11 protein-coding genes are annotated in these 14,492 nt (G+C 44.6%); 6 read left to right on the top strand and 5 right to left on the bottom strand.

Annotated features, from left to right (window positions below; all coding sequences use genetic code 11):
* Positions 1–73 precede the first annotated feature (73 nt).
* From N646_RS02525 to N646_RS02505, 5 genes are all read left to right on the top strand, one after another.
* Entirely contained in the window at positions 74–1,198 is a 1,125-nt protein-coding gene (locus tag N646_RS02525; RefSeq protein WP_017820654.1) for a glycosyltransferase family protein, read from the top strand.
* Positions 1,195–2,628 (top strand): GumC family protein, encoded by a 1,434-nt coding sequence (locus N646_RS02520; RefSeq protein WP_017820653.1) that lies wholly within the window; start codon positions 1,195–1,197, stop codon positions 2,626–2,628. The genes N646_RS02525 and N646_RS02520 overlap by 4 nt, the downstream gene beginning before the upstream one ends.
* Positions 2,629–2,849: 221 nt before the next feature.
* Complete coding sequence (locus tag N646_RS02515) at positions 2,850–3,968, top strand: glycosyltransferase (RefSeq protein ID WP_017820652.1); 1,119 nt, start codon at positions 2,850–2,852, stop codon at positions 3,966–3,968.
* Positions 3,961–5,151: a glycosyltransferase family 2 protein gene (locus tag N646_RS02510; protein WP_017820651.1), complete on the top strand. Its 1,191-nt coding sequence runs from the start codon at positions 3,961–3,963 to the stop codon at positions 5,149–5,151. Before N646_RS02515 ends, N646_RS02510 begins: the two co-directional genes overlap by 8 nt.
* 10 nt (positions 5,152–5,161) lie before the next feature.
* On the top strand, positions 5,162–5,800 hold the full coding sequence (locus N646_RS02505) for a sugar transferase (protein WP_005377654.1): 639 nt from the start codon (positions 5,162–5,164) through the stop codon (positions 5,798–5,800).
* Between the two features lie 19 nt (positions 5,801–5,819).
* On the opposite strand, the gene N646_RS02500 is transcribed toward N646_RS02505, so the two are convergent.
* The 5 genes from N646_RS02500 to hrpA form a co-directional block, all read right to left on the bottom strand.
* Positions 5,820–6,209 (bottom strand): AAA family ATPase, encoded by a 390-nt coding sequence (locus tag N646_RS02500; protein WP_017820650.1) that lies wholly within the window; start codon positions 6,207–6,209, stop codon positions 5,820–5,822.
* Positions 6,210–6,335: 126 nt separating this feature from the next.
* Positions 6,336–7,916, bottom strand: a complete 1,581-nt coding sequence (locus N646_RS02495; protein ID WP_005377659.1) for a BCCT family transporter — start codon at positions 7,914–7,916, stop codon at positions 6,336–6,338.
* 362 nt (positions 7,917–8,278) lie between these two features.
* Complete coding sequence (locus tag N646_RS02490; protein WP_005377661.1) at positions 8,279–8,794, bottom strand: outer membrane beta-barrel protein; 516 nt, start codon at positions 8,792–8,794, stop codon at positions 8,279–8,281.
* Between the two features lie 199 nt (positions 8,795–8,993).
* Entirely contained in the window at positions 8,994–9,473 is a 480-nt protein-coding gene (locus tag N646_RS02485; RefSeq protein ID WP_021033871.1) for an outer membrane beta-barrel protein, read from the bottom strand.
* 182 nt (positions 9,474–9,655) lie between these two features.
* The gene (gene hrpA / locus N646_RS02480; protein ID WP_017820649.1) at positions 9,656–13,642 is read right to left on the bottom strand and encodes an ATP-dependent RNA helicase HrpA; all 3,987 of its coding nucleotides are present in this window, start codon (positions 13,640–13,642) and stop codon (positions 9,656–9,658) included.
* A 185-nt stretch (positions 13,643–13,827) separates the two neighbouring features.
* Between hrpA and N646_RS02475 the strand changes: the two genes are divergently transcribed.
* A complete protein-coding gene (locus N646_RS02475; protein ID WP_017820648.1) occupies positions 13,828–14,412 on the top strand; it encodes an FMN-dependent NADH-azoreductase in 585 nt (194 codons plus the stop codon).
* Positions 14,413–14,492: the final 80 nt, after the last annotated feature.

Genomic DNA, 14,492 nt, shown 5'->3' with positions numbered 1-14,492 from the left:
GCTAATTCCTTGGCACGCATTGTGATTACTCACTTAATTAGTAATCAAATAACTAAGACTCAAGGAGAGCCACATGACGGACATCGTAGTATTTGGAGAAGATTTTGGTGGGTTACCCTCTTCCACTCAGCATATTGTCAAGCGACTAGCAGCGAACCATCGAATCCTTTGGGTGAACTCCATTGGCCTTCGTCAACCTAAGCTGGATTCTAAAGACATACAACGTGCGTTAAACAAACTCACTCGTGTATTTCATAACGTAGGCTCACACAAGCCAACATTGGACTCTGAAACAAACCCAAACATTCACATCATCAACTTGCTCACGATTCCTGCCCCTAGTTCTGCATTAGCAAGAAAAGTGGCCGCTAAGATGATGAAACACCAACTCAACAAACAATTACAAGCTCTTGGTTTTGATAAGCCTGTATTTTGGACGTCGCTCCCGACTGCTGCCGATGTTTGTGCAGAAATGAACCCACGTGGACTGATTTACTATTGTGGCGATGACTTTAGCGCTTTAGCTGGTGTTGACCACGACACGGTAACAAAGCACGAACGTACTCTTGTTAATGCGGCCAACGTTATCTTTACGGCAAGCGATACGCTCTCCACCAAGTTTCCATCACATAAAACCGTCACTTTACCTCACGGTGTCGACTTTAGTTTGTTCTCTGAGCCAGCACCTAAGGCTGAAGATTTTCCTAATAATGGTCGCAAAGTGCTGGGCTTTTATGGCAGTTTGTCTGAATGGTTAGACTACGACTTAATTGCCCAAGTCGCAGACCAAGCGCCTGACTGGGATCTCGTGTTCATCGGCCCCAACGAGTTCAGTGACAATCCACTTCCACAAAGAAGCAACATATACTACCTGGGCCCGAGAGCGCATCACACTCTGCCACGTTACTCTCAACACTGGGATGCCAGTTGGTTGCCCTTTGTTGATAACGCTCAAATCAAAGCGTGTAATCCGCTTAAACTTCTTGAGTACTTGGCAACAGGAACCTCTGTTATCAGCCCACCCTTTCCCGCATTAATGCCGTACAAGCATATGCTCCACATAGTTCAAAATGTCGAAGATGTATGCGCCAGTCTCGATCACCTGATCCCACCCCCGGCAAACTCAAAGCAATACGTTCAACAGCAAAGCTGGGAAGCAAGAGCCAACCAAGTTGATAAATTAGTGAGGGCGCTATGAACGATTTAAGAGAAAACCTTAGTGTATTACTACATGGCACTTGGCGACGTCGTTACATGATCGTTATCCCTATGCTTGTCTTGCCGGTGCTGGGTTTCATCGTAAGTAAGCTGGTTCCGACGACTTATGTTGCTCACACCAGCATGCTTATTCAAGAGACAGCGAAAATGAACCCGTTCCTTCAAGACCTTGCCGTCTCAACAATGCTTAAAGACCGATTGAGCGCACTCAGTACTCTGCTAAAAAGCCGACACGTTTTGTATTCTGTCGCAAAAGAACAATCGCTGATCAATGACGAGATGAGTGCAAAAGAGCAAGAGTTCATCATAAAAGATCTTGCGTCGCGCCTGTCTGTTCAGCCACTCGGTAAAGACTTCATTCAAATTCAATTGCAAAGTGGTAAATCAGAAGGAATGGAGTCGATGCTGCTGTCTGTCAGAGAGCATTTTGTCGAACAGCTTTTGGCTCCTGAGCGTTCTTCGATTAAAGATTCGAGCCATTTTTTGACTATCCATATCAACAAACGCAGGGAAGAACTAGACAAGGCTGAACAAGCCTTTGCAGAATATAAAAATACTTACTCAGACGCGACGCCCGAAATGCAAGCTCAAAGCCTTACTCGCCTTGCTAGCCTCAAACAAACGCTAGCCGAAAAGGAGGCGGAGCTTGCTGGTGTTTCACGAAGTCTAGGCAGTTTGGATCAACAACTATCCAAAACGAACCCGGTTATCGGTAAACTGGAAGAGCAAATCATCGACATTCGTAGTGAACTTACCCTGCTTCGCGCTAAATACACAGAGGCGCATAGTTTAGTGCAAGGTAAGTTGCGAGAATTAAACCGGTTGGAGCAGGAACGCTCGGTACTCTTGAACTCTAAACAACCAGAACTAAACAGTGCTCAACTATGGGATATCGCGAGCAATACCACAGTAAACAGTCTTGGCGAAGCACAGCCTCTACTAGTCTCCCAACTACATCAATTACAAATGATGCGCGGACGTTTTGAAGCACTTACGGAAGAAACCAACAGCTTGCGAGACATGATCCAAGAATTAGAGCGAAATGCGCACCAATTTGGGAGCACGGCAACAGAAATCAACCGCTTAGCTCGTGACGTCGCAGTGAAGAGAGAAATGTATGACGAACTCGTCGAACGCTATGAGATGGCCCAACTAACAGGCTCTTTGGGAGAGTTTGAAGAGAATAAGCGCGTAAAAATCATTGATGAACCGTTCACGCCAACGATTCCAACTAACTTACCTAGTTTTGTATTTGTCATTTTAGGATTTATTGGTGGCGCTGGTTTAGGCATTGGATTAGCGACGATACTTGAGTTAGCCGATAACTCTATCCGCTCTAAAAGAGCATTAGAAAAACACCTTGGTGTTCCTGTCATCACCACTTTACCTAACGTAGTGTACGGAAACTAACCGCCATAAGAACTCATTTACAAGCACTCGGTCTGCGAGTGCTTTTCTTTTACTACTGCCTTATACAGCCTCATAGCATGTCCACTAATATGAATCTCAAATTGAGAATAAACATAAAGTCTCACAAGCATCAATGTTAACTTATTGTTTTTAAATGATTAATTTTTTGGCACGCAGTCTGCAATTCCTAAATAAACAACGAACTCAACGAGGGTTTGAAAATGGAATTCAGACAAAAACACAATAACACTAAGCACAGCAAAAAAGTGATATTACACGTCGTGCAACACTTAGCTCCTGGCGGTTTAGAAACGCTCGTACTAGAAATGCTTCGTTTTGCGCAGCCCAACCATTCCGTTTTTGTCGTGAGCTTAGAAGGAAGCAAAGAACATGCACTACAAGGCTGGCAAAAACTGTTGCCCTACCAAGGCCAACTACACTTTCTTAATAAAAGACCTGGATTCAGCGGGAAGACCATCGCTACGCTGACTTCAATGATAAAAAGAATGCGACCAGACGTGGTCCACACCCATCATATCGGCCCACTTCTGTATGGTGGTATTGCTGCACGTTTAGCGCACGTACCTGTAGTGATTCATACCGAGCACGACGCATGGCACCTTAATAACAAAAAATCAGCTCGACTACAGTCCCTTTTGCTAACGATGATTCGCCCGCAAGTAGTTGCCGATGCTAACTTTGTCGCCCATCAAATACAGACTAAGTTAAAGTATCGCAAAGTTTGTACTATCCATAACGGGATTGACTGTCAGAAGTTTAAAAGCGGTGACCAAACGGCAACAAGACACTTGTTTGAACTTCCAACCGACAAAATCGTGGTTGGCGTCGCCGGGCGTCTAGAAGCAGTTAAAGGCCATAAAGTGCTTATCGAAGCCTTCTCTCATCTTGCGCCAAACACACACCTAGCCATTGCTGGAGATGGTTCTCAGCGAGCTCAATTGGAAGCACAAGTTAGAACGTTAAAACTTGAAGATCGAGTAACCTTTTTAGGTTTGGTGGACGATATGCCCAGCTTTTACCAAAGCCTAGATTTGTTTTGCTTACCATCACTTCAAGAGGGCTTTCCTCTCTCAACCCTCGAGGCTCAAGCATGTGACATTCCTTGCGTCGCGACGGATGTTGGCGGCGTGAAAGAGACGCTCTGTCCGAACAACAGCACACTGGTTGAAGCAAATCGCGTGTTTTCGTTGGCCGAAGCGTTATCACAGCAACTGGAATCATCACACCATTCTCCTCGAACTTTTATTCTCAAACACTTTGATATCAGAGACATGGTGAGTCGCTACTCACGTTTGGCCAAGGAGGCTAGCTATGAATGATTTACTTTGGATTATAGGGTTTGGTTTATCCGCGTTTTTGATTGTCTATCATCACGTTGGGTATCCACTGCTCCTTAAGTGGCTTCCTTTAAAACAGCAAGACGAAACCAAAGCACCATTTGTAGAGCGAGCTTACAAAGCCTCCAAAACAGACAGCCAGCTACCCTCTATTACTGTCATCGTGCCCGCCTACAATGAAGAACAATGGATAGCAGAGAAGATCCGTAACCTTGCGAGCCTAGATTACCCGAGGGATAAGTTAAGAGTAGTGATCGCATGTGATGGCTGCACAGATAACACAGCCGAGATTGCTCAAGCGACAATTCAAGAAGCAATCTGCTCTGATACTCTGTTCATTATTAATGATCACCAAATCAATCGCGGTAAAGTTGCCCTACTCAACGAAGAAATGCGTCATGTTAGCTCGGACATTACCGCACTGAGTGACACGTCGGCATTGATTTCTTGCGATTCTCTGTTGCTAGCTAGTCAGCATTATCAAAATGAGAACGTTGGAGTGGTTAACGCAACATATCAAATAATGAGCACTGATAACCAAGGTGAAGCGGCGTATTGGCAATACCAGTCTCGAGTAAAGCACCAAGAATCCTTGTTAGGTTCAACGATTGGTTCCCACGGTGCGTTTTACACTTTCAGAACTCACTTATTTGAACCACTGGAAGTTAGCACCATTAATGACGACTTTATTCTCCCCATGAGAATCGTTTTGCGAGGCTATAGCGCTATTTACGAGCCAAACATGCTGGCTCTTGAGCTCGAACAAAGCTCAGACGACGCAGATTTCAAACGACGCCTAAGAATTTCAGCGGGTAACATGCAGCAGCTCATGCAATTAAAGAAATTACTGCTACCTCGTTATCGTGGCACTGCCTTTGCATTTCTATCGGGAAAGGTTCTGCGCTTAGCAACACCCTATTTGATGATTGTTTGCTTTATTTGCTCACTACTACTGGCACACAATCCGCTGTTTCAAGTAATGCTGTCCGCACAAGTTGGTATTTATAGCATCGCGCTTATCACTTACTTGATGCCAGCACTTAACACAATTAAACCTTTTAAGCTGATTAGTTACATCGTCATTGGTCATCTCGCCAACTTTATCGGCGGTATGAAGTATTTACTCGGAATGGAAAATGGACGTTGGAAACGCGTCAACCGATAAGGAAAGCATCATGAAAAACTCACGCTATGATTCAAATGTATGCCACGCGAAAAGAACGTTTGATGTACTGGTTGCAATGCTTATTTTGGTCGTCACTGCACCACTTTTCCCATTTATCGCGCTAGCGATCAAAACCACATCGAAAGGCCCAGTGATCTATCGTCAACTGCGTGTTGGGCGCTGTACACCAGAAAAAATGGATCTTTTTCAAATCATGAAGTTTCGCACCATGTATATTGATGCAGAACAACGCTCTGGCGCAGTATGGGCAACTGAAAATGATCCCCGCATCACGCCAGTAGGACGCTTTTTACGCAAAACGCGTTTAGATGAACTACCTCAACTTTTTAATGTGTTGAGAGGTGAAATGTCGATGATTGGGCCGCGCCCAGAACGCCCAGCTTTCTACCAGAAATTGGAAGATGAAATCCCCTATTTTGTAGAGCGCACATATGGCGTGTTACCAGGTATCACAGGCTTAGCTCAGGTTAACCAAGGCTATGATGCTTGCATTGAAGATGTAAGACGCAAAGTTGGGTTTGACCACAGTTACGCACTAAGCTTAGGTTCGTTTTACTCTTGGATTTCAATGGACCTTTCAATCATGAGCAAAACATTCGTTGTGATGATTGACGGACGAGGTCAGTAACCCCTGGTTCTGGTAACGGTCACTCTTGCCACTGGCGTCGCATCTTTTCTATCGTCGCTGGTGGTACATCATGAATGCTTTGATACGCTCCGTGGCACACTTTAATTTCCACCTCGATGCGCTTCTTCATGCAGTAGTCCATGTAACGCTTCATCTCCCAATGTCGAACAAACGTATTGCTCACAATCACGACTCTCCCTTTGTTCAACCACTTTCTAGTTTGCTGAAAACACCACTCATGCGCTTGAGGTAATTGAACTGGTTCAAAGTGATAATCACCTTCATCATTTTCAAAATACATGTCAGCTTCAAAATGCTTAGCACCAAGATCTATTGCCAATTGTTTTGCTAAGGTTGTTTTACCTGAACCCGGAAGTCCACGAATAAGAATGAGTTTAGCCAGTGACATAATACAGTTTAATGAGGTGGGAATAAGCCTAAACTGTAACGAAATTATTGGAAAAGAAAAGTAGAAATAAAAAATGCCGAGCACATTAGGCTCGGCATTTAAACTCAATCATGGATCGTGTTGTATTTATTTGTAAGCTGGCAGTTCTGTTCTTAACCCTTTCACCAAACTTACGCACATCAACAGCAGAACAAAAGTAAACGGTAACCCTGTTGCAACAACGCCTGATTGCAATGCTTGCAAGGCTTCTTTACCACCAACCCACAGCATTACGGCTGCAATTGCGCCTTCAATACACGCCCAGAAAATGCGTTGCGGTACTGGTGCATCAATCTTACCACCGGCGGTAATACTATCGATAACCAGCGAGCCAGAGTCTGACGATGTAATAAAGAATACCAGAATCAGCACGATAGAAAGCATTGAAATCACTGAGCTATACGGAAGCGCATCGTAAACATGGAACAGAGTCAATGAAATATCAGTTAGGCCATTTGCACCTAGCTCACCAACTTTATTCACCACTTGGTCAAGCGCTATACCACCAAACACAGACATCCAAATCAAAGTAACAACTGTAGGAATAACGATGACTGCGAATAAGAATTCTCGAACCGTACGACCTTTAGACACACGTGCGATAAACATACCAACAAACGGTGACCAAGATACCCACCAAGCCCAGTAGAATACCGTCCAGCCGTGCATCCAAGTTTCATCTTCACGACCGTGAGGGTTACTCAATGGAATAATATTTTCAATGTAAGCCATTGTTGTGTCGCGTAGCGAGCTCCACGCCGTATCAAACGTGATGAAGGTAATGAAAATAAGCAGCGCAAACGCAACCACCATATTGACGTTACTCAGTAGCTTAACACCACCATCAATACCACGAATCACTGATAGCACCGCGATAAAGGTAACGAAGGTGATCACAATCATTTGTGTACCAATGCCGCCTTCTAGACCAAAGACATGGTTAATACCACTGGTCGCCTGCTGAGCACCTAGACCTAGCGACGTTGCAAGACCAAATAGCGTCGACAAAACGGCAAGGATATCAATAACGTGACCTAACCAACCCCATGCACGGTCACCAAAAATTGGATAGAACGCCGCGCGCAATGAAAGTGGTAAACCTTTGTTAAAGGCAAAAAACGCTAATGCTAGTGCAACGAGTGCGTAAATACTCCAACCATGTACACCCCAGTGGAACATAGTGGCACCCATCGCGAGGGATTTTGCTTCTTCGGTGTATGGTACTGCGTTAAGTGGCATTCCCCACCAATCAGTGAAATACGCGGTCGGCTCAGCCACACTCCAGAACAGAAGACCAATACCCATACCCGCGGCGAAAAGCATCGACAACCAAGAAACGGTTGAGTGATCCGGCGTTGCTTCTTTGCCTCCTAAGCGGATTTTACCTAGCGGAGAAAAAAGAAGAGCAACGGCGAACAATAAGAAGAAGTTTGTCGACCACATAAAGAACGCATCAAACTGTTCGATAATTCCGTTTTTTAGACCGTTTAATACGTCACGAGCAGTGGTTGGCTCAACAAGAAGAAGTGAAATCAGGCAGAAAACAACGAGCCCCGCACTAATGCCAAAAACCGGGTTATGTATATCGAATCCCCACTTTTGAACGTTATCCTGTCCAACCTGATAATCGGTTGTATCAATACTATATTTTTTAAATGCATTATCCATAAATACAAATTTAACGTGAATTTGAAACGCCCCTCAGGTGAGAAGAACTCCAATACCGCCCTCCATTAATTTGAACTCTAAAGTTTTAAAGCGGGACGAATTTTAGCAGCAATCACATATTTTTGCAAAAAGTCGTGATTTATTGCATTTTAAGCTCAATTCAAGACAGATGAAGGGGAAATAATATCAACACAAAAATTATGAGGTCTAACGATTGATTTTGTCGTAGGTTGTAGACTAGAAAAGACACAAGAAATACTTAAGTTCATAGCCAGTCACTGCGCAAATAGAGAAGACCTGCGCTGATTTGGTTTCACAATTAACGACGAAACCAAATCAGCAAACCTTTCATCCAGCGAGCGTTATAAGAAATGGAAGGTGATGTTCCCTGTTACGCTGCTAACGGTATCGCTATCGCCTTCAATATCCACGCCAAACGCTTGATAACTCGCGCCCACAGACACATTGTCAAGCAAGAAGTATTCGGCACCAACACCATACATGTAAGAGACGCCATCATCTTTGTCTAAGTTTCTCAGTCCGCCGTCATAATCAACGTTGAATGCATTGATGCCGCCTTTTGCGTAAACGTGTAACGGGCCGAAGTCGATACTAGGTTTCGCCGCTAAATAGAATGAATCAAAATCAGCACTACCCCTGCTGCCACTCAAAGATAAATCCACTTTGCCGTGGTTAAAGTAGCCTGCTTCAATGCCAATGAATGGCAAAATACCAGTACCGACATGAATACCATAAGTTGTATCATTTTCGCTGTCGATATCGGACTGACCAATTTGACCACCAGCGTAAATCCAAGAGTCAGCCATTGCTGACGTTGAGCACAACGTTAGAGCGAATAACGAGAGTGTTTTTTTCATACTATCCCTTCCTGATCGATTCCTAAGCGAAACATTACGCAAATATGCGCATTTAATCGCCACTATATATTGGAAAGCATAGGCATTTTAAGACTCTAAAAGTGAATAATTTATGTTCAACTTTTGTTTTGTGACTTCCAGACAAAAAAACACCGACATAAAGCCGGTGTGTTTCATATGGTGTTAGAAAGCTTGACGCTTATAGGAAATGTAGTGTTGCGTTAACAGAGAACGTGCTGATATCGTCTTTACCAGCAGTGTAGTTCATGTAGCTAGCACCAACAGACATTGGGCCAAAAATGAAGTACTCAGCACCCACACCGTACATTAGGTCCAAATCGTCATCGTCTTTGCCGCCTTTCACTTTTTTGTCCCACTGATGGAAACCACCTTTTGCGTACACGTGTAGCGGACCGAAGTCGATGCTTGGCTTAAGTGCTGCGTAGTAAGAAGTTAGCTTAGTGTCTTGACCATTTACGTTGAACTCACCGTGTTGTGTTACACCAGCTTCAACACCAATGATAGGTAGAATGCCTGTACCAACGTGAACAGAGTATGATGTGTCCGTTTCACCTTTGTAGTCAGACTGACCTACTGTTGCACCACCGTAAATCCAAGAATCCGCCATTGCCGCAGAAGATGCGCCAAGTAGCGCCACTGCTAATAGAGTTTTTTTCATCATCTACCTTTACTCTTTATTATTCCCACGTCTGCATAACTCAGTCGTTGGTACTACAAATAAAGGGAGGCGAACTATTGCCTCCCGGAACTAAAAAATAATGCTTATTGAGTTACTAGCAATTAGTGTACCAGCAACTTCTTAAGCGATAATTACAAATCTGACACTATTTTACTGGTTGATTAGCAAGCATCAATCGCGTTTTTGACTCGTTTATCAGAAACAGGATAAGGAGTGCCTAATTGTTGAGCAAAGTAACTCACGCGAAGTTCTTCAATCATCCAACGCACTTCTTTTACATTTTCAGGAATGGCCACACCTTTCGGGATCTTGTTCAGCAACTCTTTATAGTCTTGAGTCACAGATTCAATCTTCAGCATATGTAAACGATCTTTGTTTGGATCGATTGGCAACTTCTCCATACGGCGCTCTATCGCGCGCATGTAGCGAAGAATATCCGGCAAGCGCTTCCAGCCACATTCCGTTGCAAAGCCTTTGAAGATCAAGCCTTCAATTTGTGCTTTGATATCGGACAGAGCAAACGCCATTGTGAAGTCGATCTTGCCTTTTAGCTTCTTATTGATGCTAAACGCCGTGGTCAGAATAGTCTCAACCTGTTGAGCGATCTCTACAACGGTGTCACCCAATTCAGCACGAACGTGTTCTTTCAACGCTTCGAACTTCTCTGGCTCCCAAACTAAACCACCCTGCTCTTCAATAAGCTTATCGACACCGCAGGCAATGCAGTCATCTATCAGATCAAGCACCTTGCCGTAAGGGTTAAAATACAACCCCAACTTCGATTTGTTCGGTAAGTTAGCGTGCAAATATTTAATTGGAGACGGTACATTCAACAAAATCAAACGACGCTGGCCAGCGCGCATTGCGGTGATCTGCTCAAATTCGGTTTCGTAGAGTTTGATTTCAACGCTGTCTTTGCTATCAACAAGCGCCGGATACGCTTTTACATCGTAGCCGCCACGTTTTTGTTGATACACTTTCGGCAATTCGCCAAAACTCCACGTATGCAGACCTTGCTGTTCGATATCGTCATCCGCAACTTTGGAAAGCGTTTCTTGAACTTTGTCTTTCAAACTTTCTTTCAGTTCATGAAGGTCTTTATGTTCCTTCAGTTTACGATTTCGATGATCAACCGCGCGGAACGTGACTTTCAAGTGCTCAGGTACTTGTTCCAAGTTCCAGTCTTCACGCAGTACCTCTACGCCCGTCATGCGTCGCAACTCTTTCTCTAATGAATCTAGCAGCGGCGCTTCCATTGGCGTGACACGTGCTAAGAATGCATCGGCATAGTTTGGCGCAGGCACAAAGTTCTTACGAATTGTCTTTGGCAACGATTTAATCAAGCTAACCACAAGCTCATGGCGTAAACCTGGGATCTGCCAATCAAAACCCGCTGGTTCAACTTGGTTTAAAATCGGCAACGGCAAATGCACTGTGACACCGTCACTATCATCGCCTGGTTCAAATTGGTAACTCAATTTGAGCTTCAAACCATTTTGATGCCAGAAGTTCGGGTAATCCAAATCGGTCACATGGCTAGCATCACCCTTGAACAGCATCTCTTTTTCAAAGTTCAGCAGTTCCGGATTTTCTTTAGATGCCTTTTTCCACCACGTATCGAAGTGTTTGCCAGAAACGACTTCAGTACCAACACGTTGGTCATAGAAATCAAACAGCTCATCATCATCCACCAAGATGTCACGACGACGAGATTTATGCTCAAGCTCTTCCACTTCTTGCAGAAGCTTACGGTTTTGCTTAAAGAACGCGTGTTTGGTTTCCCATTCACCCTCAACCAATGCACTACGAATGAAGATTTCGCGACTTACGGTCGAATCGATACTGCCGTAGTTGACCAAGCGTTTCGATACAATTGGTACGCCGTAAAGCATGACTTTCTCGTGCGCCATCACCGCCGCACGTTTCTTCGACCAATGTGGTTCGCTGTAACTGCGTTTAATAAGGTGTTTAGCTAACGGCTCAATCCATTCTGGTTGAATCTTTGCGATGATACGGCCCCAAAGTTTCGAGGTTTCCACCAACTCGGCTGACATTATCCACTTAGGTTGTTTCTTAAATAGACCCGATGCAGGGAAGATATGGAAACGAGCATTGCGCGCGCCTTGATATTCATTCTTTTCTTGGTCTTTCATACCGATGTGCGACAGCAAACCAACCAAGATCGCACTGTGTACACCATGGTAAGAAGCAGGCTCATCGTTAAGTTTGAATTCCATTTCACGCATCGACTGATGAATTTGGAAGTAAACGTCTTGCCACTCGCGAACGCGCAAGTAGTTCAAATAGTCTTGCTTACACTGTTTGCGGAACTGATTGCTAGACAGGGCTTTTTGCTGCTTTTGGATGTATTCCCACAAATTCACAAATGTCAGGAAGTCCGATTCTTCATGGAAGAAACGACGATGCTTATCGTCTGACGATTGTTGTTTATCTGAAGGACGTTCGCGTGGATCTTGAATCGACAAGGCCGCTGCGATGATCATCACTTCTTTAAGCGCACCATATTTTGGCGCTTCCAATACCATACGCGCCAAGCGCGGATCGATTGGCAAACGCGCTAATTGGCGACCAATGGAAGTCAGGCGTTTTTTCGGGTCTTTTACCTCAGAGTTAATAGCACCAAGCTCTTCCAGCAAACGCACGCCGTCTTGGATGTTACGTTTATCCGGTGCTTCCACAAACGGAAACGCTTGAATATCACCCAAACCAAGTGCCGTCATTTGCAAGATAACCGACGCTAGGTTGGTACGCAGGATTTCAGGATCAGTAAACTCTGGGCGCGACTCAAAATCTTCCTCTGAGTACAGACGAATACAGATACCCTCTTCCACACGACCACAACGACCTTTACGCTGGTTCGCACTCGCCTGAGAAACTGGCTCGATTGGAAGACGCTGAACCTTAGTACGGTAACTGTATCGACTGATACGCGCCGTACCCGGGTCGATAACGTACTTAATGCCCGGAACAGTTAGCGAGGTTTCTGCCACGTTGGTTGCCAGTACAATTCGGCGACCAGTGTGAGGTTGGAAAATCTTATTCTGCTCACCTGCCGACAAACGCGCGTAAAGCGGCACAATTTCCGTGCTCTTCAGATTACGTTTGGACAATGCATCTGCGGTATCACGGATTTCACGTTCACCGTTCATGAAAATCAGGATGTCACCTAAACCTTCATCGCACAGTTCATCTACCGCTTCGAAGATGCCTTCAAGCTGGTCACGATCATTGTCGTCATCACCGCTTAGTGGGCGGTAACGTGTTTCTACTGGGTAAGTACGACCCGATACTTCAATGATTGGTGCATTGTTGAAGTGTTTTGAGAAGCGTTCTGGGTCGATGGTTGCTGACGTGATGATCACTTTCAAATCAGGACGACGTGGCAGCAACTCTTTCAAGTAACCCAAGATGAAATCGATGTTGAGGCTGCGCTCGTGCGCTTCATCGATAATGATGGTGTCGTATTGATTCAAGAAACGGTCATGCTGAATTTCAGCCAACAAGATACCGTCCGTCATCAATTTGATTTGGGTATTTTCAGAGATCTGATCGTTGAATCGAACCTTGTAACCAACAAACTCACCAAGCTTGGTTTCCATCTCTTCGGCAATACGGTTAGCAACCGAACGCGCTGCAAGACGACGAGGCTGAGTATGACCAATCAGACCAAATTTACCGCGACCAAGCTCAGCACAGATTTTTGGTAGCTGAGTGGTTTTACCAGAACCGGTTTCACCCGCGACGATAACCACTTGGTTTTCTTCGATCGCTTTCGCAATATCGTCGCGTTTTTGGCTTACAGGTAGGATTTCTGGGTATTCAATCGTTGGTTTGTAGTTGCTGCGCTGCTCTGCAACCATCATGGATTTTGCGATGTCTAATGCGATTTCGTCGAACACAGCATTACGCGCTGCGTCCTTCTTAATTTTGCTTGCACCAGAAATACGTTTACTCAAGCGGAAACGGTCGCGCATCATGCACTGATTCAGCGCTTTACGCAGAGATGCAGCACTATTCACTTGAGCCTGAGGTGTTTGAGCTTGTTTCGCTGTCGCTTTTTGCGCACCATTTGACGGTGTCGCTTGCTCTTCAGCTAGATTCTTTTTTGGGGGCTGTGACGAAGTCAAAGCGTTTCCTATTCTTTTCATTACAAAAACTGCGCGGATTGTATCACACAAGATCTGTAACAAGATAACCGAAAGCTCATTCAATTTTTTCGAACATGTTCAGCGAATCGCTAGACTTTTGAACTCACTTACGTTGCTTATAATGGCTCCCATAGTCGAAAGCACTTATTTAAGGAATAACCATTATGTCTCGTGTACTAGCTCTAAAATCAAGCATCCTTGGCGATTACTCTCAATCAAACAAATTGGTTGAAAACTTCATCAAAAATGTAGACCAAGACAAGCTTACTGTTCGTGATTTGGCTGCAAACCCGCTACCTGTTTTGGACTTCGCCGTTGCGACTGCACTGCGCGCTACGGAAGATCTTTCACAAGAACAGCAAGCGGTGGTCGACTTGTCTGACACCCTTATTGAAGAAGTAAAGGCCGCAGACACTTTGGTTATTGCCGCTCCAATGTACAACTTCACCATCCCGACTCAGCTTAAAAACTGGATTGATTTGATTGCTCGTGCAGGCGTGACATTCAAATACACAGAAAACGGCGTTCAAGGTTTGATTGAAGGTAAAAAGGCGATTGTAGTAACGACTCGTGGTGGTATTCATAAAGATTCACCAACTGACAACGTTACGCCATACCTACGCACTGTACTGGGTTTTGTAGGAATCACTGATGTAGAATTTGTTTACGCAGAAGCGCTAAACATGGGTGAAGATGCGGCTGCAAAAGGCATTTCAGAAGCGCAAAGCCAACTTGCAACAATGGCGTAAGTTAGAATAAACCAGAATACAAAAGGGATTGGTTCGCGCCAATCCCTTTTTGGATCCTGATGCCTTGAACGTATTTATAG

The sequence above is a fragment of the Vibrio alginolyticus NBRC 15630 = ATCC 17749 genome, from assembly GCF_000354175.2.
GTDB classification, from domain to species: Bacteria; Pseudomonadota; Gammaproteobacteria; order Enterobacterales; family Vibrionaceae; genus Vibrio; species Vibrio alginolyticus.
The sequence above is the reverse complement of the archived record's forward strand: the minus strand, read 5'-3'. Positions and strand labels throughout refer to the sequence as shown.

Coding starts and splice junctions, on each gene's coding strand:
- N646_RS02525 (WP_017820654.1), top strand. CDS start 74: ATGACGGACATCGTAGTATTTGGAGAAGATTTTGGTGGGTTACCCTCT.
- N646_RS02485 (WP_021033871.1), bottom strand. CDS start 9,473: ATGAAAAAAACTCTATTAGCAGTGGCGCTACTTGGCGCATCTTCTGCG.
- N646_RS02500 (WP_017820650.1), bottom strand. CDS start 6,209: ATGTCACTGGCTAAACTCATTCTTATTCGTGGACTTCCGGGTTCAGGT.
- N646_RS02510 (WP_017820651.1), top strand. CDS start 3,961: ATGAATGATTTACTTTGGATTATAGGGTTTGGTTTATCCGCGTTTTTG.
- N646_RS02505 (WP_005377654.1), top strand. CDS start 5,162: ATGAAAAACTCACGCTATGATTCAAATGTATGCCACGCGAAAAGAACG.
- N646_RS02515 (WP_017820652.1), top strand. CDS start 2,850: ATGGAATTCAGACAAAAACACAATAACACTAAGCACAGCAAAAAAGTG.
- N646_RS02520 (WP_017820653.1), top strand. CDS start 1,195: ATGAACGATTTAAGAGAAAACCTTAGTGTATTACTACATGGCACTTGG.
- N646_RS02490 (WP_005377661.1), bottom strand. CDS start 8,794: ATGAAAAAAACACTCTCGTTATTCGCTCTAACGTTGTGCTCAACGTCA.
- N646_RS02475 (WP_017820648.1), top strand. CDS start 13,828: ATGTCTCGTGTACTAGCTCTAAAATCAAGCATCCTTGGCGATTACTCT.
- N646_RS02495 (WP_005377659.1), bottom strand. CDS start 7,916: ATGGATAATGCATTTAAAAAATATAGTATTGATACAACCGATTATCAG.